Origin of the sequence: Amycolatopsis pretoriensis, assembly GCF_900107925.1 — a bacterium.
Taxonomy (GTDB): domain Bacteria; phylum Actinomycetota; class Actinomycetes; order Mycobacteriales; family Pseudonocardiaceae; genus Amycolatopsis; species Amycolatopsis pretoriensis.
In genome coordinates, this window is record NZ_FNUJ01000001.1 from 1,037,081 (window position 1) to 1,056,896 (window position 19,816).

Sequence of the window (19,816 nt, forward strand, 5' to 3'; positions counted from 1 at the left end):
GGGTGGCGGCCGTCGACCTGGGCGCGTCCAGCGGGCGCGTGATGGCCGGGACCGCCGGACCGTCGGTGCTGGCCGTCGAGGAGGTGCGGCGGTTCCCGAACGGCGGGGTCCGGGCGGGGCCGGTGCTGTACTGGGACGTCCTGGGGCTCTACCGCGAGACCCTGGCCGGGATCCGGGAGGCCGGCGCGCTCGACGGTGTCGGCATCGACTCGTGGGCGGTCGACTACGGCTTGCTGGACGAGCGGGGCGCGCTGCTCGGCAATCCCGTCTGCTACCGGGACTCGCGGACCGACGGGATCACCGTGCCGGTGCCCGACCGGGAGCTCTACGACGTCACCGGGTTGCAGCAGCTGCCGTTCAACACGCTGTACCAGCTGGTGGCCGAAGGCGGTCGGCTCGACGCGGCGGCGACGATGCTGCTCATTCCGGATCTGCTGAACTACTGGCTGACGGGGGAAATCGGGGCGGAACGCACGAACGCGTCGACCACGCAGCTCTACGACGTGCGCGCGCGGACCTGGGCAGCGTCGCTGGCTGCCCGGGTGGGGATCCCGCCCCGGCTGCTGCCGCCGTTGCGGGACCCGGGCACGGTGGTCGGCAAGGCGGCGGAGCTGTCCGGGCTGCCCGTGATCGCGGTGGGCTCGCACGACACGGCGTCCGCGGTGGTCGCCGTGCCCGCGTCGCCGGAGACGAACTTCGCTTACATCTCTTCGGGGACGTGGTCGCTGGCGGGCCTGGAGCTGCCCGCGCCGGAGTTGAGCGACGCGGCATTGGCCGCGAACTTCACGAACGAGGGCGGTGTCGACGGCACCATTCGCTTCCTGCGCAACGTGATGGGCCTGTGGGTGCTGTCCGAGACGCTGCGGACGTGGTCCACTTCGGACCTGCCGGGGCTGCTCGCGGCGGCGGCCGCGGCGCCCGCGTTGGCGGCGGTGGTGGACATCGACGCCCCGGAGTTCCTGCCACCGGGCGACATGCCGGCCCGGCTGGCCGCCGCTTGCGAGGCGACGGGTCAGCGGCCGCCGTCGTCGCGAGGTGCGCTGGTCCGGTCCATCCTGGACAGCCTGGCCCTGGCCTACCGGCGCACGCTCCGGGCGGCGGCGTCGATCACGGGCCGCACGATCGACGTGGTCCACATCGTCGGCGGCGGCGCGCGCAACGAACTGCTGTGCCGGCTGACGGCGGACGCGTGCGGAGTCCCGGTCCTGGCGGGCCCGGTCGAAGCGGCCGCCCTGGGGAACGTGCTGGTCCAGGCCCGGGCGCTGGGGGAGGACCTGCCGGACCTGGCGTCGATGCGGGCGCTGGTGCGGGAGACCCAGGAGGTCCGGCGGTACGAGCCCTCGGGAGTCGGCGACTGGGACGCGGCGGAGGCCCGCCTGCGCCCGTTCGGTGAGACGGCCTAGCTCGTCACCGGACGGCCGCGGCCCCTCTTCAGCTCGAAGAACCCGGGTGTGCCGGTCACGAGCAGCACGCCGTCCCACAGCCGCCCGGCGTCCTCGCCGCGCGGGACCGGGCTGACGACCGGGCCGAAGAACGCGTTCCCGTCCACGTGCAACGCCGGGACGCCGAGGTCCTCGCCGATCGGGTCGAGTGCCGCGCGGTTGCCGGCGCGCAGGTCCGCGTCGAGGTCCGGTGACTCCGCGGCGTCCGCCAGCGACGCGGGCAGGTCCACCGACGCCAGTGCGGCGACGATCGTCTCGCGCGAGACCGGCTCCTTGTCGCGGTGGATGCGCGTGCCGAGCGCGGTGTAGAGGTCGCGCAGCACCTCGTTGCCGTGCGCCCGCTCGGCGGCCAGCGCCACGCGCGCCGGGCCCCAGCGCTCGTCGAGCCAGCCGCGGTACCAGTCGTCCACCTCCCGCCCTTCGTTGTGCAGGGACAGGCTGAACACGTGGAACCGCGTCCGCACCTCGCGGACGGCCTCCACCTCCAGCAGCCACCGGGAGGCGATCCACGCCCACGGGCACACCGGGTCGAACCACAGGTCAACGGTTTTCACCTGCCCAACCTAAGGCGGCGATCGGCCCGGCAGAAGATCCAATTCCGGAACACCGGACCGGGCCAATCAGAGCCAGCCGCGCTCGTCGGCGATGCGCACCGCCTCGACTCGGTTGCGTGCGCCCGTCTTGGTGATCGCCGCCGAGACGTAGTTGCGCACCGTGCCCTCGGACAGGTACAGCCGGGACGCGATCTCGGCGACCGTGGCGCCGGTCCGGGCGGTGATCAGCACGTCCCGTTCCCGCGCGGTCAGCGGCGACTCGCCCGCGGCGAGCGTGGCCACCGCCAGCGCCGGGTCCACGACGCGCTCGCCGGCCCGCACGCGACGGATCGCGTCGGCGAGGACGTCGGCCGGGGCGTCCTTGACCACGAACCCGGCCGCGCCCGCGTCCATCGCCCGGCGCAGGTACCCCGCGCGGCCGAACGTCGTGAGCATGACGACGCGGCAGTCCGGCACCCGCGCGGCCAGCACCGCCGCGGCGGCGAGCCCGTCCAGGCCCGGCATCTCGATATCCAGCAGCGCCACGTCGGGCCGGTGCTCGCGCGCGGCGTCGACGACTTCGTCACCGCGACCCACGGACGCGACCACCTCGAAGTCGTCCTCGAGCGCGAGCAACGCGCACAGCGCTTGGCGGACCAGCTCCTGGTCGTCGGCGAGCAGCAGGCGGATCACAGCGTCACCCGCAGCCGCCAGCCACGCGGGAGCACCGGCCCCGCCCCGAACCGCCCGCCGGCGGCGCGGACGCGTTCGCGGAGCCCGGCCAGCCCGGAGCCTTCGTCGGCGGAGCCGCCCACGCCGTCGTCCACGACCTCCACTGTGGACTCCGTGACGGTGACCGTGCAGCGGGTCGCGCGGGCGTGCCGGGCCACGTTGGTCAGGCCCTCCCGGACGACCCAGCCGAACAGTTCCTGGTGTGCCGGACCCACGACGTCGGTCGCGGTCGGGAGGTCGGCGGCGACACCGCACGCGCGCAGCAGTTCGCGGCCGCGCGCGAGTTCGCCGGCGAGGGTGACCTCGCGGTAGCCGGACACCGCGGCGCGGACGTCGGTCAGCGCCTGCCGGGCGAGGGTTTCGACGGCGGTCATCTCCTCGCCCGCGCGAGTGGTGTCGGCGTCCACGAGCCGCCGGGCCAGGGTGCTCTTGACGGTGATCGCGGTGAGCGAGTGGCCGAGCAGGTCGTGCAGGTCCCGGGCGATGCGGGTGCGTTCGGCCTCCGACGCCAGCCGCGCGACCTCGGCGCGGGCCTCGAGGAGGGCGGCGTTGGCCCGGACCGCCTCGGCGAACGCGTAGACCACGAGCACGGTGAAGACGAGCGCGACCGCCTGCGTCCACCCCGCGGTGCCCCAGACGACCCACGGGACGACCAGTGCCGCCATCGCCGCGACGACCACGAGCGCGCCCGAGTGGCGCGGAAGCCGGGGGACGGCCAGGGAAACGACGACGATGGCGAGGAAGAACGTCTCGGCGTGGGCGAAGGGGAGGGTGGCGACGAACAGGACGGCCGAAACCCCCAGGAGCAGCCAGAACCGGCGCGCTGCCCGCCGTGCCGCGGCACGCGCGGCCAGGATGTAGCAGCCGGCGAAGACGGCGACGAGCACGCAACCGGCGATCGCCGCGTGGCCCGTCGAGTGCTGCAGCACGCCGGGGACGGTCACGGCCGGGTAGACGAGCATGCCCGCGTCGAGCACCAGCACCCGCCAGCCGCGCACCCAGCGCTGCACGTCGGCCGGTTCCGTCCTGTCCACTCCCGGCACGCTACCGGGCCCGCGCGCGCCGGCCGTTGACCAGGACCGTGACGCCGAGCAGCAGCAGCCCGCAGACGGCCTGTTCGATCCGCAGCCACATCGGGAACAAGCCGGGCAGGGCGACGATGACGACGATCGCCACGAGCATCACCGCGGCGACGATCCGCAGTCTCAGGAGCCCTTTTCGCGACCCGCGGGCCGCGCTGCGGGCGAAGGCGAAGGTCAGCAGCGAACTGGCGACGACGAGGGTGGCGCGTACCCAGACCGCGTCGGTCACCATCGTGTGGTTGTTCCGGAAGAGCACGATCGCGACGAGCGTGAGGACGCTGAGGACGGCGTAGGCGCCGGTGAGCAGGAGGACGGGCCGGACGCCGGTCTCGGTGCGAAGGGTGGTGGTCATGCCGGAAATGCTCGTCCCGCGGGTGGGGTCGAGGGCAGTGCCGGCCCTCAGCGGCTCCCGATGACATTTGTCATCGGTGCGACTGGGAGAGCGCTCTCACAGCGTGCTACAAAGAAGGGGTGACGACGCACCCGCCCTCGGCGCCGCCGACCCTGGAGGACGTCGCGCGGGTCGCCGGCGTCTCGCGGGCCACGGTGTCCCGCGTGGTGAACAGCGTGCGCAACGTCGACCCGAAGCTGCGCGAGACGGTCGAACGCGCGATCGCCGCCACCGGGTACGTGCCCAACCGTGCGGCCCGCTCGCTGGTCACCCGCCGCACGGGCGGGGTGGCGCTGGTGGTGTCCGAGCCGGAACGGCACATCGAAGCCTTCGGTGGCGTGTTCGGCGACCCGTTCTTCGGCCGGGTGGTCGAAGGGGTGATCGCGCACCTGCGCCCGCAGGGGCTGCACCCGCTGCTGATGCTCGTCGACAGCGACGAAGAGCGCGAGAAGCTGGTGCCGAAGCTGCGGCAGGAGCAGGTGAGCGGGGTGCTGCTGATCTCGCTGCACCCGGCGGCGGACCCGCTGCCGCGGATGCTGACCGACGCGGGGGTCCCGACGGCGCTGTTCGCGCGGCCCGGCCGTCCGGCGCCGGTGAGCTACGTCGACGTCGCCCACCAGGACGGCGCCCGGCTGGCCGCGGACCGCCTGGTGGCGCGCGGCTGCCACCGGGTCGCGACGATCGCGGGCGCGGCGGGGACGCCGGCGGGCCAGGACCGGCTGGCCGGCTTCCGCGACGCGATGGCCCGCCACGGCCACGCGTACGTGGCGGTGGCCGAGGGCGACTTCACCGAGCACGGCGGCGAGCGCGCGATGGAGCGGCTGCTGGCCGAGGAACCGGCGCTGGACGGGCTGTTCGTGGCCAACGACCTGATGGCGTACGGGGCGTTGACGGTGCTGCGCGAAGCGGGGCGGCGCGTCCCGGACGACGTGGCGGTGATCGGCTTCGACGACAGCCGGGTGGCGCTGAGCTGCCGCCCCCGCCTGACGACGGTCCGCCAGCCGGTGGAGGAAATGGGCGCGGCGATGGCCCGGATGGTCCTGGAGCGCATGGCCGACCCGCAGCGGCGCGCGGAGTCGGTGATCTTCGACCCGGAGCTGGTGATCCGCGACTCGGCTTGAGCGGCGGCCCGGTGCCGCGAATGTCGCATTCGGGGCGTCGGAGGTCCCGAATGCGACTTTCGCGACCTCCAGGCCTCGCTGGGTGGGCCCGGCCGCCCCGCCTCGCTCGTGCCCAAGGGGCCGGCCGGAGGACTGGCCGCAATACCAATCGCGCCACCGGTTCGCCCCGATGCTCCGCCCGCTTGGCCTGCCGGGCAGCGGCTCCGGCCTGTCCGGACAGTTCCGCTCACCGGGCTGGACAGCCGCCCGCCCGCTGTGCTCAGATCGAATCGCCTTTCCAACGTTGTAAAACTGGTCCCCTGACCGGAACGGAGTTCCGCCGTGCGGCCGAGAGCAGTCAGATCCCTCCACCTGGTGAGCGTCCTGGCGGTCGCCGCCGCGGTCGTCACCGTCGCGGCGCCCGCCGATGCCGGACCCGCCGCGCGCGGGACCGTCGCCGCCGGGAACGCGCGCTTCCAGGTCCTGTCCCCGACCCTGATCCGCACGGAGTACGCCGGCGACGGCCGGTTCACCGACTCCGCCACCTTCAACGCCGTCGGCCGCGGCTCGTTCACGCCTCCGCAGTTCACCTCGACGACCGCGAACGGCGTGCTGACCATCCGCACGAGCGCGACGACGCTGACCTACAAGCTGAACTCCGGCCCGTTCGACTCCGGCAACCTCCAGCTCAAGACCACGGCGGGGACCCCGGTGACCGCGGCGCCGTGGCACCACCTGACCTGCGCGACCGGCGCGCTCTGCGAGGCCGAAGACCTGACGGCCGACGGGCTGGGCGTCGCCACCGACCACACCGGCTACACCGGCGAGGGTTTCCTCGCCGGCTTCGAAAGCACTGGCACGTCGGCCACCGCCGACGTCTCGGCCGCCGCGGCCGGGACGTACAACCTGACCGCCCGCTACGCCAACGGCTCCGGCGGGGACGGCCAGCACGTCACGCGCACCCTGAGCGTGTCCGTCGACGGCGGGGCGCCGCAGAAGCTCACCCTCCCGACGACGGCCGACTGGAACAGCTGGGCCACCGCGTCGGTACCGGTCACCCTCGCCGCCGGCCGCCACAGCGTCCGCCTCGAGCGGACCGCGAGCGACTCCGGCAACGTCAACGTCGACGCCATCGCGGTGCTGTCCGCCGGGGCGCCCTTCCCGCCGTCGACGGCCCGCGCGTTCACCGGCTGTGCCCTGGATGTCAGCTGCGAAGCCGAATCCGGCCTCCGCACCGGCTCGGCCGTCGTCGCGACCGACCACGCCGGGTACGCCGGACGCGGGTTCGTCGCCGAGCTGAACCGCGGTTCGTCGCTGACCCACCGCGTTGTCGAGGTCCCCGCCGCCGGCACATACCAGCTGGACGTCCGGTACGCCAACGGCACCGGCGGCGACGGCCTGCACCAGACGCGGACCGCGACCGTCGGTTCGGCCGGCGTGACGCGCACGCTGTCGATGCCGGCCACCGCGAACTGGGACACCTGGGGCACCGCCTCGGTCCCGGTCGACCTGCGTGCGGGCACGAACGACGTCGTCGTCGCCTGTCCCGACGACGCGAGCTGCCACGTCAACGTCGACACCGTCGCGGTGACGCGCACCGGGGCCGCGGTCCCGCAGCCGCACCTCACCCTCGGCGGCTACCGGCGCGGCCTCGACGGCGTCAACGGCGACAACGGCACGCCGTCGCTCACCGAAGGCCTGCTGCACCAGGACGGCTGGTACCTGCTCGACGACAGCCCGTCCGCGCTGTACGACACCGCCACCGAGAAGGTGACGCAACGGCCATCGCACGGCGGGAACCCGTACCAGGACGGCTACGCCTTCACCTTCGGCCACGACTACAAGGCGGGGCTGCGGGACCTGGCGACCCTGACCGGGCCGTCGGAGCTGCTGCCGCGCTGGGCCTACGGCGTCTGGTACTCCGAGTACATCGACCGCACCGCGGCCGACTACCGCGACCGGATCCTGCCGCGCTTCCGCAGCGAAGGCGTCCCGCTGGACGTCCTGGTGACCGACACCGACTTCAAGGCGCCGGACACGTGGAACGGCTGGCAGTTCGACACGGCCAAGTTCCCGGACCCCACGGCGTTCTTCGCCTGGGCGCACTCGCAGGGCCTGCACAACACGCTGAACATCCACCCGAGCATCATGGGTTCGGACCCGCAGTTCGCCCGCGCGCAGGCGACGGCGAAGGGCAAGCTGGCGAAGTCGAACTGCGGCACGGACTGCTACGTCTTCGACTGGGGCGACCCCGACCAGCTGAAGGCGTACCTGGACCTGCACGGCCAGATGATGAACCAGGGCAACGACTTCTGGTGGCTCGACTGGTGCTGCGACGCGTCGAAGTCCAGCCTGCAGGGGGTCACGCCGGACTCGTTCATCAACCAGAAGTACGCCGACCTGTCCGCACCGGCGATCGAGCGGGGCTTCGCGACTTCGCGGGCGTACGGCTCGCTGCAGGCCGGCGGGTACGGCGGCCCGGTCGGGCTGTCGACGGGACCGTGGGCCGACAAGCGCAGCACCGTCCACTTCACCGGGGACACGTCCTCGACGTGGGGCACGCTGCGGATGGAGGTCGGGATCACCCCGGCCGAGTCGGCCGCGACGGGCCTTTCGCCGATCAGCCACGACATCGGCGGCCACAACGACACGACCGGGTTGCGCGGCAGCGAGACCTACACCTCGGGCGGGCAGCAGCACCAGACGGTCAAGCTGCCCGACGACCTGTACGCGCGGTGGGTCCAGCTCGGCACGTTCCAGCCGATCGACCGGCTGCACAGCAACCACAGCGACCGGCTGCCGTGGCAGTACGGCGACGCGGCGAAGGCGTCGGCGACGAAGTTCCTGAACCTGCGCGAGAACTTGGTTCCGTACACCTACACGCTGGCCCAGCAGGCGGCGACGACCGGCGTCCCGGTGGTGCGCCCGACGTACGTGGAGTACCCGGACGACCCGGCGGCGTACGCGGCGGCGTCGAGCGAGTACTTCTACGGGCCGGACATGCTGGTGGCGCCGGTGACCAACCCGGGGACGTCGGCGACGACCCCGGTCTGGTTCCCGCCGGGGCAGTGGACGGACTACTTCAGCGGCAAGGTCTACCAGGGCGGCTCGACCCAGCAGGTGACGTCCGACCTCGGGACGATGCCGGTGTTCGTCCGGGCGGGCGGCATCACGGTGACCCGCACGGCGGACGTGACCAACGACGTCCAGAACCCGCTGAACCGCGCGACGGTCACGGTGGCGCCCGGTGCGCCGGGGTCGTTCTCGCTGTACGAGGACGACGGGAGTTCGTCGAAGCACAGCTCGACGACCCGGATCACGTACTCGGAGCGGCGCGGCACCCACACGGTGACGGTCGAGCCGACGCGGGGCCGGTCCCAGGTCGCTTCGCGGGAGTGGACGGTGAAGTTCCTCGGGGTGCCGTCCGCGCCGTCGCGGGTCCGGGTCGGCGCGGGCTGGGCGCCGTCGCAGAGCTGGAAGTGGGACGCGGCGACGCAGACGTTGACCGTCACGGCCCACGGCGGGCACGGGCCGGTGACCGTGACCTACTGAGACTGCCGGCGGGCGGAGCCGGTATGGCCGTCGAGGCCACCACGTGGGGTGGTGGCCTCGACGGCGCCCGGCTCGGTCACCCTGTGGGCTGAGTGACCTCCACGGCCCGGGCCGCGCTCATGGCGACGCGCGGCCCGGGCCGTTGCTTCGTCTCCGGTCACCCGAGACCGGTCAACGCCTGCTCCTGCCGCGCCCCTTCGGCGCCGACCTCACCGGCGAGTTCCCGGGTTCCCGCATCCCCACCCGAGGTCTGCTCACCCTTCGCCAGCACGACGAGCTGCGCCGCGTGCGCCCGCAGCAACGCGACGAGCCGCCGGTCGAATTCCGCACCGCTCCCGGTGCGCAACGCCACCAGATCCGCCGCCGTGACCATCCCCGGCATCTTGTGTCCACTGTGGACATCTGCTGCCGGGAGCCCGGCCCGGTCGCGCGTCGACTTCAACCGCGTCAACAGCCGTTCCGCCGGCGCGGCGACCGCGTCCGCGGCCGCGCGCACCGCCGGGCTCGCCGCGTGACCGGGCGCCAGCCGGGCGGCCGCCAGCGCGTTCTCGGTCATCGGCACGACCAGCTGCAGCCACGCCACGTCGGTCGGGTTGAAGGGCGAGGCGGCGGGGGCGGGACCCGGGCCGGTGGTGGCGCAACCGCCCATGATCAGCGCCACCACCGCCGCCCCCAGGAGCGGCCGTCTCACGGACGGCCGGGCAGCCGGTAGTTCGGCCCGAGCACCGTGCCGCGGTCCGGCTTGTAGAGGTCGAACCCGCGCGGGTCGCACTGCAGGCCGCCGTTGATGCAGTGCTTCACCAGGGCGTCCAGCGTCGGCGGGTCCCACGCGTTGAAGAAGTCGTAGTGCCACGAGTACCCGCGTCCGCTGGCCAGGTGCACGCCGGACATGTCGCCGCTGACCGGGAACGCCATCTTGAACTCGAGCATCGGCACCGGCACCGGGTGGTCGCCCGGGCACGTCAGCGTCGCCCGGTCCGGGTACGCCATGTGGCTCTTGTGGTCGGCCGAGTCCAGGTGGACGCCGTCCCAGCAGCTCGGCGCCTGGTAGCGGATGTTGAGCTGGCTGCCCTCGACGCAGTGCACGGGGACGTCCCAGTTGTGGAAGCTGTCCCCGCACTCCCAGCCCTCGATCGCGCCGGGTGCGTGCTGGAACTCGTCCTGCGTCGCGGTGACGCTGCCGGCGACGTACCGCAGGCCGGGCGGGAACGGCACGACCTTCGTGTAGTCGAGGATGCCGGACTTGTAGTAGACGACCTGCGCGAAGTTCGGCAGCACCACCTGGTTCCCGTTGTAGACCGTCGGGAACCAGTACGCCGAGAGGTCGTCCGGCGCGAGGCACGTGGTGTTGCCGACGCCCGCGTTCTGCAGCGATTGCAGGGTCGTGGCGGCGTTGGTGGTCTTGTTGCCGAGGAACGTGTGGTCGTGCGACGCGCCGGGCAGCCCGGGGAAGACGATCGGGTCGTCCGGCTGGTGGTGGCTGGGGGAGCAGTTGACCTGGAACTCGTGGTGGGTCACCAGGTCGTCCGCTCCGGCGGGCGACCAGGTGGCCGTGGTCAGGAAGGCGCCTGCCAGCACGGTGGCGGCGGTGCAGGCGAGGAGCGCGATTTTCGGTGCCAAGGGTCCTCCACGGTGAGGTGCCAAGGATGGGAGAGCGCTCTCCCACAGCATGCGCACCAGGCCACGGCCCTGTCAAGGAGCACCCGGATCGGCCGCCGGACAGTCATTGTCGAGTTCGCAGGCGAATCTTGACAACGCGGGGGCTCGTGCCGAACCATCGATCGCGCCGGAGAGCGCTCTCCCTCTCCGTTCCCCTTGTCGTACGGGAGTCATCGTGGACCGACCGTCGCTCCTCCGTGCCGTCCCGGCGCTGGTGGCCCTGCTCGTGCTGGGCCTGCTCGCCGGCCCGTCCCCGGCCCACGCGGCCACCCTGCTTTCCCAGGGCAGACCCGCGACCGCGTCGAGCAGCGAAGGCGCGGGAACCCCGGCGTCCGCGGCCGTCGACGGCGACACCGGCACCCGCTGGGCGAGCGCCTGGAGCGACCCGCAGTGGCTGCAGGTCGACCTCGGCGCGCCCGCGGACATCAGCCAGGTGACGCTGAACTGGGAAGCCGCCTACGCGACCGCCTACGAGATCCAGGTTTCGGACGACGCCGGCAGCTGGCGGACCGTTTACAGCACGACGACGGCGACCGGCGGCACCCAGAACCTCGCCGTCACCGGCCACGGCCGGTACGTGCGCTTCCACGGCACCCACCGCGTCGGCGGCTACGGCTACTCGCTGTGGGAGTTCCAGGTCAGCGGCACCCCGGGCACCTCGACGCCGGGCGGCCCCGGGGTCACGAAGGTGACCGGCGGTCAAGGCAACTGGCAGCTGAGCGTCGACGGCGCGCCGTGGACCGTGAAGGGGCTGACGTGGGGCCCGCCGGTGAGCGAAGCGGGCACGCGGATGCCGGAACTGCACTCGATCGGCGTCAACACCGTCCGCACCTGGGGCACGGACGGCAGCAGCCAGCCGCTGTTCGACGCCGCCGCGGCCAACGGCATCAAGGTCGTCGCCGGCTTCTGGCTGCAACCCGGCGGCGGCCCGGGCAGCGGCGGCTGCGTCGACTACACCACCGACACGAACTACAAGAACACGATGCTCGCCGAGATCCAGAAGTGGGTGACCGCCTACAAGGCGAACCCCGGCGTGCTGATGTGGAACGTCGGCAACGAGTCGATCCTCGGGATGCAGAACTGCTACTCCGGCACGCAGCTGGAGCAGAACCGGATCGCCTACACGCGCTTCGTCGACCAAACCGCACAGGCGATCCACGCCATCGACGCGAACCACCCGGTCACCTCGACCGACGCCTGGACCGGCGCGTGGCCGTACTACAAGGCGTACGCGCCGAGCCTCGACCTCTACTCCGTCAACTCCTACGCCCAGGTCTGCCAGGTGAAGCAGGACTGGCTCGCGGGCGGCTACACGAAGCCGTACATCATCACCGAAACCGGCCCGGCCGGCGAGTGGGAGGTGCCGAACGACGTCAACGGCGTGCCCGCGGAACCGACCGACCAGCAGAAGCGCGACGGGTACGTCAACGCCTGGAACTGCGTGCTCGGCCACCCCGGCGTGGCGCTCGGCGCGACGCTGTTCCACTACGGCACCGAAGGCGACTTCGGCGGCGTCTGGTTCAACATCACCACGGGCAACGAGAAGCGGCTCTCCTGGTACGCCGTCCGCAAGCTCTACAGTGGACAGACGAGTGGCAACCAGCCGCCGGTGATCTCGTCGATGAACCTCAGCCGCGTCACCGACGTCCCGGCCGGCTCGACGTTCACCCTCACGGCGAACGTGTCCGATCCGGACGGCGACCCGATCACCTACACCATGGGCTACAACAGCAAGTACATCAACAACGCCGCCGGCCTCATCCCCGCGCAGTTCACCGGGAGCGGCACGTTCACCGTCACCGCGCCGCAGCAGCTGGGCGTCTGGAAGATCTACCTCTACGCCCGGGACGGCCACGGCAACGTCGGCATCGAGACGCGCTCGCTGCGCGTGGTCGCCCCGCCGGTGCCGGGCACGAACCTGGCCCTCGGCAAGGCGACCACGGCGTCGACCTACCAGGCCGACGGCCCCGGCGCGCCCTACCCGCCGCAAGCCGCGACGGACGGCAACTCCGCGACGCGCTGGGCGAGCGCGTGGGCCGATCCGCAGTGGCTGCAGGTGGATCTGGGCATCCGGCAGGCGTTCGACCACGTCCAGCTGATCTGGGAGTCCGCGTTCGGGAAGGCCTACGAGATCCAGGTCAGCGACGACGCGGCGAACTGGCGGCCGGTGTACTCGACGACGTCGGGCGACGGCGGCGCCGACGACCTCGCGATCGCCGGCACCGCCCGGTACGTCCGGGTGTCGGCGACCCAGCGCGGCACCGCGTACGGCTACTCGCTCTACGAGTTCGGCGTCTACCGCCGGTGAGTCACCCCGGGATCAGGCAGAAGAGGTGACCTTCGGGGTCGGCGAGCACGACCCAGTCGGCGCCACCGGGCTGGAACTCCGGCTTGGTGGCGCCGAGCGCCTCGAACTCCGTGACGGCGCTCGCGAGGTCGCCGACGCGGAGGTCGAGGTGGGCGTGCTTGGCGTCGTCCGGCCAGGACGGGCCCCGGTAGCCGGCGACGCGCTGGAAACCGAGGATCCCGAGCTGGACGGTGTCGTCGCCGGAGTAGGTCACCTCGAGGCCGAGGGCCTTGGCGTAGAAGGCGGCGAGCGCGGCCGGGTCGGCGCAGTCGAGGACGATCGTGGTGAGTTCCGCGGGCATTTCCCGACTCCTTTCGTTCTGCCGTCACCTTTCCGGGTGAGGCGTCGCCGGTCTTGAAGATCCTTGCGGAAACTGTCGGACCCCCGGCGTAGCGTCCGCATCGTGCTGGAGGCAGTGGAAGTCGCGGCCCGCCCGGGGTACGCGGTGAGCGTCGTGAAGTGCGCGGAGGACCACCCGGGCTGGTCCCCGCCGGAGGTGGCGGACGGCCACCGGATGGTGCTCGTCCGGCGCGGCCGGTTCCGCCGTCACGCGCGCGGAGTCGTGGCGGACTCCGACGCGGCGGTGGGGTACCTCGCCGCGCCGGGGGACGAGGAGCGGTTCGCCCACCCGGCGGGCGGAGACGTGTGCACCTCGGTGACGTTCGGCGCGCGCCGCTGGCACGAGCTGGCGGGCTCCGGGCCGGCCCGGCCGGCGGTGTACGTCGACGCGCGGCTCGACCTGGCCCACCGCCGGGTGGTGGCGTCGGCGGCCGACCCGGACTACGCGCTGGCGGAGGCGATGGTGGAGCTGGTGGGCCGCGCGATCACCCAGGCGGCCGAGGGTCCGACGCCCGCCTCCGGCGGCCGGGGCGACGACGCCGCGCTGGTGACGCGCGCCCGGGAGGCGCTCGCCGCGGACGTGCCCGCGGCCGTGGGGCTGTTTCCGCTGGCGGAACTGCTGGAGGTGTCGCCGTACCGGCTGAGCCGGGCTTTCCCGCGTGCGGTCGGCGTTTCGCTGACGCGCTACCGCAACCGGCTCCGCGTCGGTCGCGCGCTGGATCGGTTGGAGGCGGGGGAGCGGGAGCTGGCGGCGCTCGCGGTGGAGCTGGGCTTCGCGGACCAAGCCCATCTGACGCGGACAGTGCGTGAACACACGGGAGCGACCCCGGCCGCCCTGCGGCGGCTGCTGGCGGGGGAGCGGAAAGGAGCCGCCCCACGAGCCTGAGACCGTCGGGCGAGCCAGGTGCGCGATCTCTTCGCCCGCGGACCCGCGGACCCGCGGACCCAACGCGCGCCGCGACCGTCATCGGCCGGACTCCTTGCTGCGGCGGTACTTTCGCCGAACCGCGCCCGTTCAGCCGTCCCCTACGCTCCGGCCATGGTGGACACGACGACCCGGGTGGTCCCGCTCTCCCGCGCCCGGCGCTGGACGTGGGTGCTCGTCGTCGTCGCGCTCGCCTTCGCCGGCTGGCACGGCTACGGCATCACCGTCGCACCCGAGCGGCCCTACTTCTGGATCGGCGTGGCGCTCGACGTCCTCGTCGCCGTCATCGCCTGGCTGCTCGGCCGTGCCTGGCCGGCCGTGGATCGACTACCGCGAGATCACCGACGTCCGGCGCGGGGCCGTGTCGGCCAAGCCGTTCTGGCTCGCCTTCTGGATCCCGACGTCGCCGGTGGTCGGGCTGATCGTCGCGCTTCGGCCGTCCGGTGACTTCGATCGCGAGGTCGTCGAGTTCCGCGCCGGCCAAGGCCGCGTGCGCACCCGCTGGCGCGACTACCGATCCGCCGAGACCTTCCTCGCCGTCGTGCGCGACAAGGTCCCCGACCTCGAAGTCCGGTACGGCGTCGATCCCGCCGCGCCGCGCCTCGGCGCCGGCGGCGGATTCCTCGCCTTCGCGCTCGGGGTATGGCTGTTCTTCGGGACCTGGTTCGGGCTGCAGCTGCTCGACCAGTCCCTGGACCGCGGTCCCTTCCCGCCCGGACCGACGTCGGCGGCGATCACCCGGCTCACCGCGGGGTTGTCGGGCTTCGCGCTGCTGCCGGGCGCCGCCCGCGACTTCACCGAATGGCCCTGCGACCGGATCAACGACCTCGCCCTCGGCCCGGACCCGGCGCCGCCGACCTCCACCTCAAGCTGGTGGGCCCGCTCCCGCAGGCGGGCGCCGTCGAGGCGCGGCTGAGTTCTCCACCGGCTGCGTCACCGGCGACGCCGTGCCCGCGCTGCGCGAAGACCTGGCGAAACTGGCGACGGCCATGGGCGTGAACCGAGCAGGGTGGCGCGGCGGGACAGGGTGGGGCGCGTGGCCACCCCCAGCGACCACGTGACGGCACCCCGCGGCCGCCGTGCCACCCCGGGATCCGATGTCCTGTTTTCGAAACACCGAACAGGGGTATCGTAGTCTTTACGGGACAGTCTGTGTCAAGTTTTCAGGACAGCTAGGCTGATGGTTGTCACGTTTCCTGGCCGAAGGTGGTGTGTGGTGAGCGACGAGCGCAGTTTCGCGGAACGGCTGGCGCACTTGATCGCGACCGTGCACCCGCCGGACCGCAAGCCGTACTCCTACCGGGAGATCGCGCACGGCGTCGCCGAGCAGACCGGCGTGACGATGTCGGCGACCCACGTCCAGCAGCTCGCCGTCGGCGCGCGCAAGGACCCCAAGCGGTCGCACATCCAGGCCCTCGCCCAGTTCTTCGGCGTGCCGGTGACGTACTTCTTCGACGACGAGGTCGCCGGTCAGGTCGACCGCCAGGTCGAGGACGTCGTCGCGTGGCGCGACAGCGAGGCGCGCAACCTGGCGCAGCGCGCCATGCGGCTCTCGCCGCGCGACCGCGAAACCGTGACGGCGCTGCTCGACCAGCTGGCCGGCTACGACGAAACCCGGCACCGCGAGGGCCGGCGCCGGAAGCCGGAGTGACCGCGCGCGGTCGGCTACGATGACCTCGTCCGTGATCGCGCCCCGGTGCACCCGGCTGGCGCCCGGTGACCGGGGAGGACCCATCGACGAGCGCGGCTTGACCGTCCTGCGGGCCGGCGCCCGCGAACGGGTGCGCACGCTGCTCACCGCCGTTCCGGTGCCGCGGCCGTGGTCGATGAACGCGTGGGTCGACCGCCTCGAGACCTGGCGCGGTCGCGAGATCGACCTCGTCCCGGTCGAGTACCGGCCCGGCCGCCCGTCCGGCGCGTGGCAGGCCCGCCCGGGCTACGACCTGATCGCGTACGTCGAGCACACCTCGGCGCTGCACCAGGACCACATCATCGCCCACGAGCTCGCCCACATGCTGTGCGCGCACACGGGGACCTGCCAGATGTCGGAGTCCGAAGCGGCGCGGCTGGCCCCGGACCTGGCGCCGCAGGCGTTGTCCCACCTGCTCACGCGCGTGACGACCGGCACCGACGAGTACGAAGCCGAGCTGATCGCGGTGCTGGTGCTGAGCGCCGCGACGAGCGAGCCGCCCGCCGTCCAGCCGGGCGCGTCCGGCCGCGCGGCGGAGCAGGCTAGGCGGCTGGCGGCACTCCTGGGATAGTGCCGTCTCGTGATCGACATTCTGTTCGTCGGGGTCGGGCTCTTCGCGTTGGCGGTCGGGATCTGGCGCGCGATCCGCGCCCGGCGCACCGGCGCGGGAACCGGGCTGGCCGTCTCGCTCATCGCGCTGGGCGCGGCGTTCTGCTTCCTCTCCAACCGGGCTCAGCTCTTCGAAAGCGAGCTCTACCCGAGCCTCGGCCGGCTGCTGTCGAACCTCGCGACGATGGTCGCGGCCTACGGCATCGGGCTGACGGTCGCGGAGATCAGCGGAACCCGCGACCGCGGCGCCCGGCTCCGGCTGGTCGCGCTGGGCGTCGCGCTCGTCCTGCTGACCGTCATGTTCTTCAGCACGCCGGATCTGCCGCGCGGCATCGGCGTGTTCGACGAGCTGTACCGCACGCACCCGACGCTGGTCGTGTACGTCTTCGTGTACACGGTCTACCTCGGCTTTGCGGTCATCGACATCGGTGTGGTGTCGGCGGTGACGATCCGCGCGAGCGGCGGCGCGCTGCGCGCCGGGCTCACGCTGTTGCTGCTGGCGTCGGCGTTCGCGGTCGCCTACCTCGCGGGCAAGGTCGTCGCGACGATCGGGGCCCTGCAGGCCGACCACCCGGTGAAGGCGTTGTGCCGCGGCCCGTTCTCGACGCTGCCGTGCACGCTCGACGTGGGCTTCCCGGCGGTCTCGGTGCTGCTGATCGTCGTCGGGCTGACGATCCCGTCGGTGCCGGGCCTGGTGGCCGGCCGCCGCGACACGAAGACGCTTCGCCTGCTTCGGCCGTTGCGGGCGCATTTGACCCGGCGGTTCCCGGAGATCGTCCGCATCGACCCGGGCGGGCCGTCCCGCCGCGAGCGGCTGCTGACGGCGATGAGCGAGACGAACGACGGGCTGATCCTGGCGGGCGTGACGCCGGAGCTGCCGGCCCCGGCGGCGGCGCGGCTGGTGCGTGACCTCCCGGACGAGCCGGGGGAGGAGGAACCGCCGGCCGCGCAGGCCGAGCCGTTCGCCGCCGACGTCGCGCGGTTGCGGGCGATCGCCGGGGCGTACCGGAAGCTGGACGGTGCCGTGGGGTGACCGCTCAGCCGCTCAGCCGCTCAGCCGCCGAAGGGCGCTTCCAGCCGCGGCTCCCAGCCGTGTTCGGTCAACGCGACCAGCTGCAGGGCTTCGGCCCGGCCGGTCACCGGCAGCAGCGGCCGGACTTCGTCGGCCACCCTCGCGAGGGTCTCGTCGTCGCCGCCCATCGCCACCGTGACGTGGGCCGGCGGTCGGTGCCCGAAGCGCCCGCGGTAGGGCGGAACGTCCGGCCACCGGGCGCAGACCGCATCGGTGATCCCCTGGAGCGACGGAGCCGGAAGGGCTGAGAACCCGGGTGCGACCAGGATCTCGGACAGCTCGACGGACACCGGCGAAACTCCGGCGGCCAGCGACCGGACTGCCGCGAGGACCTCGTCGTTCAGCGAGGCATCGGGAAGGAACGGGTACAGCGCGGTCACGTGAGCCGGCAGGCCGGGCCGTACCAAGCCGGGGTCGATCCGCCGGGCGGCGGCGAGCGCGGGTTCGGCGGCGGGCAGCAGGATCACCAGTGCGGTGGTTCCGGTTTCGGGCACCTCCGCATCATGGCAGCCGGGCGGGGTGGTCTTCGGGAACCGGCCACCGCCGTCACGCGGCGGCGGACTCCCGGAACCGTCCCGAGCGGGCCAGCGCCAAGCTCCGCCGGCACAGCTCGACCAGCTCCAGGTTCGCGCGGCTGCGCGGGCTGCGGCCGCAGAGCCCGCAGTGGATCGTCACCTCGCCGGTCAGCTCGTCCACCGCGACCAGCGCCTGGTGGTCGCAGCGGCGGCACCAGCGGTAGCCGATCGCCGGGTTCGTGTGCACCGGGGAGGCGACGCAGTCGTGCAGCCAGCGGCGGTGCGTGCGGCACGTCACGCGGTCGGTCGGGTCGAGGCGGCCGGCGTCTTCGTCGCGGTCCTCGCCCACCAGCGTCGACGCCAGCAGCGGCTGGCGCGCCGCGGACGGACGGTCGTCGGGATTCGGGCTGGCCCACGCGTGGTGGTCGCCGCATCGGCACTTCTCGGACATGTCGCCCCCAGAGGTCGGGTGAATCGATCCGTCGAGTGTGACCGGGGCAACAGAGCGGCGACAACCGGGAAAACGCTCAGTTTCGCCCGGCGGCAGGGGTTCCGCGGCGGGCGGACGTGCGGACTTTGGCCCCGCTTTATGCGAACATATGTTCTATGACCGTCGCCGAGGGGCCGATCCTGCACGCCGACCTCGACTCGTTCTACGCGTCGGTGGAACAGCGCGACGACCCGGCGCTGAAGGGTCGCCCGGTCATCGTCGGCGGCGGGGTCGTCCTGGCCGCGAGTTACGAGGCCAAGGCCTACGGCGTGCGCACCGCGATGGGGGGCGCGCAGGCCCGGCGGCTGTGCCCGCACGCCGTCGTCGTGCCGCCGCGGATGTCGGCGTATTCGGCCGCGAGCAAGGTCGTCTTCGACGTCTTCCACGACACCACGCCGTGGGTCGAAGGCCTCTCGATCGACGAAGCCTTCCTCGACGTCGGGGGGTTGACGAGGATCGGCGGACGGCCCCGTGACATCGCCGAACGGCTGCGCGCTTCCGTCGCCGAGCGCGCCGGGCTGCCGATCACGGTAGGGGTTGCGCGGACGAAGTTCCTCGCCAAGGTCGCCAGCCGGGTCGCCAAGCCGGACGGCCTGCTCGTCGTCCCGCACGACGCGGAGCTGGAGTTCCTGCACCCGCTGCCGGTCGGCGCGCTGTGGGGCGTCGGCAAGGTCACCACCGAGAAGCTGCGCGCGCGGGGCATCACGACGGTCGGTCAGCTGGCCGCGTCGGAACCCGTCGACCTGGTGAGCATGCTTGGCCGGGCGGCCGGCGGGCACCTGCACGACCTGGCGCACAACCGGGATCCGCGCCGCGTCGAGATCGGCCGGCGGCGCCGGTCGATCGGCGCCCAGCGGGCCCTCGGGCGCGGCCGACGGACCCCGGCGGAGCTCGACGTCGTGCTCGTGGCGCTGATCGACCGCATCGCCCGCCGGCTGCGCGCCGCCCGCCGCGTCTGCCGGACGGTGACGATCCGCCTGCGCTTCGCCGATTTCACGCGGGTGACCCGCTCGCACACGCTCACCGACCCGACGGCGGGCACCGGCGTGCTGCTCGCCGCGGCGCGGGAACTGCTCGTGGCCGCGTTGCCGATGATCGCCGACCGCGGCCTCACGCTGCTCGGGGCCGCGCTGTCCAACCTGGCTGACGAGGACCCGTTCCAGCTGGCGCTGCCGTTCGAGCGCCAGCGGGCCACGCAGCTCGACACCGCGCTGGACGCGGTCCGTGACCGCTTCGGCAAGGCGGCGGTCACCCGGGCGATCCTGCTCGGCCGCCCGGACGACCTCGAAGTGCCACTGCTGCCGGATTGACGGCGGGAATCCCGTCAGCTCCCGGCGG

The 19,816-nt window shown here is 72.9% G+C and carries 20 protein-coding genes; 11 read left to right on the forward strand and 9 right to left on the reverse strand.

Annotation, left to right across the window (positions count from 1 at the left end; all coding sequences use genetic code 11):
* Positions 1–2: 2 nt before the first annotated feature.
* Complete coding sequence (locus tag BLV96_RS04875) at positions 3–1,403, forward strand: rhamnulokinase (protein WP_086677804.1); 1,401 nt, start codon at positions 3–5, stop codon at positions 1,401–1,403.
* Here the strand turns inward: BLV96_RS04875 and BLV96_RS04880 are convergent.
* From BLV96_RS04880 to BLV96_RS04895, 4 genes are all read right to left on the reverse strand, one after another.
* A complete protein-coding gene (locus BLV96_RS04880) occupies positions 1,400–1,996 on the reverse strand; it encodes a mycothiol-dependent nitroreductase Rv2466c family protein (RefSeq protein ID WP_086677786.1) in 597 nt (198 codons plus the stop codon). The two genes, BLV96_RS04875 and BLV96_RS04880, sit on opposite strands and share 4 nt — an antisense overlap.
* Before the next feature lie 66 nt (positions 1,997–2,062).
* Positions 2,063–2,668 (reverse strand): response regulator transcription factor, encoded by a 606-nt coding sequence (locus BLV96_RS04885; RefSeq protein WP_086677787.1) that lies wholly within the window; start codon positions 2,666–2,668, stop codon positions 2,063–2,065.
* Positions 2,665–3,741, reverse strand: coding sequence for a sensor histidine kinase (locus tag BLV96_RS04890; protein ID WP_086677788.1), 1,077 nt, complete (start codon positions 3,739–3,741; stop codon positions 2,665–2,667). The genes BLV96_RS04885 and BLV96_RS04890 overlap by 4 nt, the downstream gene beginning before the upstream one ends.
* Positions 3,742–3,751: 10 nt before the next feature.
* Positions 3,752–4,141 (reverse strand): hypothetical protein, encoded by a 390-nt coding sequence (locus BLV96_RS04895; RefSeq protein WP_086677789.1) that lies wholly within the window; start codon positions 4,139–4,141, stop codon positions 3,752–3,754.
* 119 nt (positions 4,142–4,260) lie between these two features.
* Here BLV96_RS04895 and BLV96_RS04900 point away from each other — a divergent pair, with 119 nt between their 5' ends.
* A complete protein-coding gene (locus tag BLV96_RS04900) occupies positions 4,261–5,301 on the forward strand; it encodes a LacI family DNA-binding transcriptional regulator (protein WP_086677790.1) in 1,041 nt (346 codons plus the stop codon).
* 354 nt (positions 5,302–5,655) lie between these two features.
* Complete coding sequence (locus tag BLV96_RS04905; RefSeq protein WP_244180049.1) at positions 5,656–8,832, forward strand: TIM-barrel domain-containing protein; 3,177 nt, start codon at positions 5,656–5,658, stop codon at positions 8,830–8,832.
* A gap of 157 nt (positions 8,833–8,989) precedes the next feature.
* Here BLV96_RS04905 and BLV96_RS04910 read toward each other — a convergent pair whose 3' ends face one another.
* Both BLV96_RS04910 and BLV96_RS04915 read right to left on the reverse strand, forming a co-directional pair.
* Positions 8,990–9,523 carry a DUF305 domain-containing protein gene (locus tag BLV96_RS04910; protein WP_086677792.1) on the reverse strand — a complete coding sequence of 178 codons (534 nt, stop codon included), beginning with the start codon at positions 9,521–9,523 and terminating at the stop codon, positions 8,990–8,992.
* A complete protein-coding gene (locus BLV96_RS04915; protein ID WP_086677793.1) occupies positions 9,520–10,452 on the reverse strand; it encodes a DUF1996 domain-containing protein in 933 nt (310 codons plus the stop codon). The genes BLV96_RS04910 and BLV96_RS04915 overlap by 4 nt, the downstream gene beginning before the upstream one ends.
* A gap of 214 nt (positions 10,453–10,666) precedes the next feature.
* Between BLV96_RS04915 and BLV96_RS04920 the strand changes: the two genes are divergently transcribed.
* Positions 10,667–12,799 carry a discoidin domain-containing protein gene (locus BLV96_RS04920; RefSeq protein WP_086677794.1) on the forward strand — a complete coding sequence of 711 codons (2,133 nt, stop codon included), beginning with the start codon at positions 10,667–10,669 and terminating at the stop codon, positions 12,797–12,799.
* 1 nt (position 12,800) lies between these two features.
* On the opposite strand, the gene BLV96_RS04925 is transcribed toward BLV96_RS04920, so the two are convergent.
* Positions 12,801–13,139 (reverse strand): VOC family protein, encoded by a 339-nt coding sequence (locus tag BLV96_RS04925; protein WP_086677795.1) that lies wholly within the window; start codon positions 13,137–13,139, stop codon positions 12,801–12,803.
* Positions 13,140–13,211: 72 nt separating this feature from the next.
* Between BLV96_RS04925 and BLV96_RS04930 the strand changes: the two genes are divergently transcribed.
* The 6 genes from BLV96_RS04930 to BLV96_RS04950 all read left to right on the forward strand — a co-directional run bounded on the left by BLV96_RS04930 (position 13,212) and on the right by BLV96_RS04950 (position 17,434).
* Positions 13,212–14,063, forward strand: a complete 852-nt coding sequence (locus BLV96_RS04930) for a helix-turn-helix domain-containing protein (RefSeq protein ID WP_086677805.1) — start codon at positions 13,212–13,214, stop codon at positions 14,061–14,063.
* Positions 14,064–14,216: 153 nt separating this feature from the next.
* Positions 14,217–14,549 carry a hypothetical protein gene (locus BLV96_RS49015; protein ID WP_143050916.1) on the forward strand — a complete coding sequence of 111 codons (333 nt, stop codon included), beginning with the start codon at positions 14,217–14,219 and terminating at the stop codon, positions 14,547–14,549.
* The gene (locus tag BLV96_RS04935) at positions 14,464–15,018 is read left to right on the forward strand and encodes a hypothetical protein (protein WP_143050917.1); all 555 of its coding nucleotides are present in this window, start codon (positions 14,464–14,466) and stop codon (positions 15,016–15,018) included. Before BLV96_RS49015 ends, BLV96_RS04935 begins: the two co-directional genes overlap by 86 nt.
* Positions 15,019–15,318: 300 nt before the next feature.
* Entirely contained in the window at positions 15,319–15,753 is a 435-nt protein-coding gene (locus tag BLV96_RS04940) for a transcriptional regulator (protein ID WP_086677797.1), read from the forward strand.
* Between the two features lie 19 nt (positions 15,754–15,772).
* A complete protein-coding gene (locus BLV96_RS04945) occupies positions 15,773–16,363 on the forward strand; it encodes a hypothetical protein (RefSeq protein WP_086677798.1) in 591 nt (196 codons plus the stop codon).
* A gap of 9 nt (positions 16,364–16,372) precedes the next feature.
* On the forward strand, positions 16,373–17,434 hold the full coding sequence (locus BLV96_RS04950) for a hypothetical protein (RefSeq protein ID WP_086677799.1): 1,062 nt from the start codon (positions 16,373–16,375) through the stop codon (positions 17,432–17,434).
* A 20-nt stretch (positions 17,435–17,454) separates the two neighbouring features.
* On the opposite strand, the gene BLV96_RS04955 is transcribed toward BLV96_RS04950, so the two are convergent.
* Both BLV96_RS04955 and BLV96_RS04960 read right to left on the reverse strand, forming a co-directional pair.
* Positions 17,455–17,967: a 2'-5' RNA ligase family protein gene (locus BLV96_RS04955; RefSeq protein WP_244180050.1), complete on the reverse strand. Its 513-nt coding sequence runs from the start codon at positions 17,965–17,967 to the stop codon at positions 17,455–17,457.
* 52 nt (positions 17,968–18,019) lie between these two features.
* A complete protein-coding gene (locus tag BLV96_RS04960) occupies positions 18,020–18,439 on the reverse strand; it encodes a hypothetical protein (RefSeq protein WP_086677800.1) in 420 nt (139 codons plus the stop codon).
* A gap of 155 nt (positions 18,440–18,594) precedes the next feature.
* Here BLV96_RS04960 and dinB point away from each other — a divergent pair, with 155 nt between their 5' ends.
* Positions 18,595–19,788, forward strand: coding sequence for a DNA polymerase IV (gene dinB / locus BLV96_RS04965; RefSeq protein ID WP_086677801.1), 1,194 nt, complete (start codon positions 18,595–18,597; stop codon positions 19,786–19,788).
* Positions 19,789–19,816: the final 28 nt, after the last annotated feature.

Coding starts and splice junctions, on each gene's coding strand:
- BLV96_RS04895 (WP_086677789.1), bottom strand. CDS start 4,141: ATGACCACCACCCTTCGCACCGAGACCGGCGTCCGGCCCGTCCTCCTG.
- BLV96_RS04925 (WP_086677795.1), bottom strand. CDS start 13,139: ATGCCCGCGGAACTCACCACGATCGTCCTCGACTGCGCCGACCCGGCC.
- BLV96_RS49015 (WP_143050916.1), top strand. CDS start 14,217: ATGGTGGACACGACGACCCGGGTGGTCCCGCTCTCCCGCGCCCGGCGC.
- BLV96_RS04945 (WP_086677798.1), top strand. CDS start 15,773: ATGACCTCGTCCGTGATCGCGCCCCGGTGCACCCGGCTGGCGCCCGGT.
- BLV96_RS04960 (WP_086677800.1), bottom strand. CDS start 18,439: ATGTCCGAGAAGTGCCGATGCGGCGACCACCACGCGTGGGCCAGCCCG.
- dinB (WP_086677801.1), top strand. CDS start 18,595: ATGACCGTCGCCGAGGGGCCGATCCTGCACGCCGACCTCGACTCGTTC.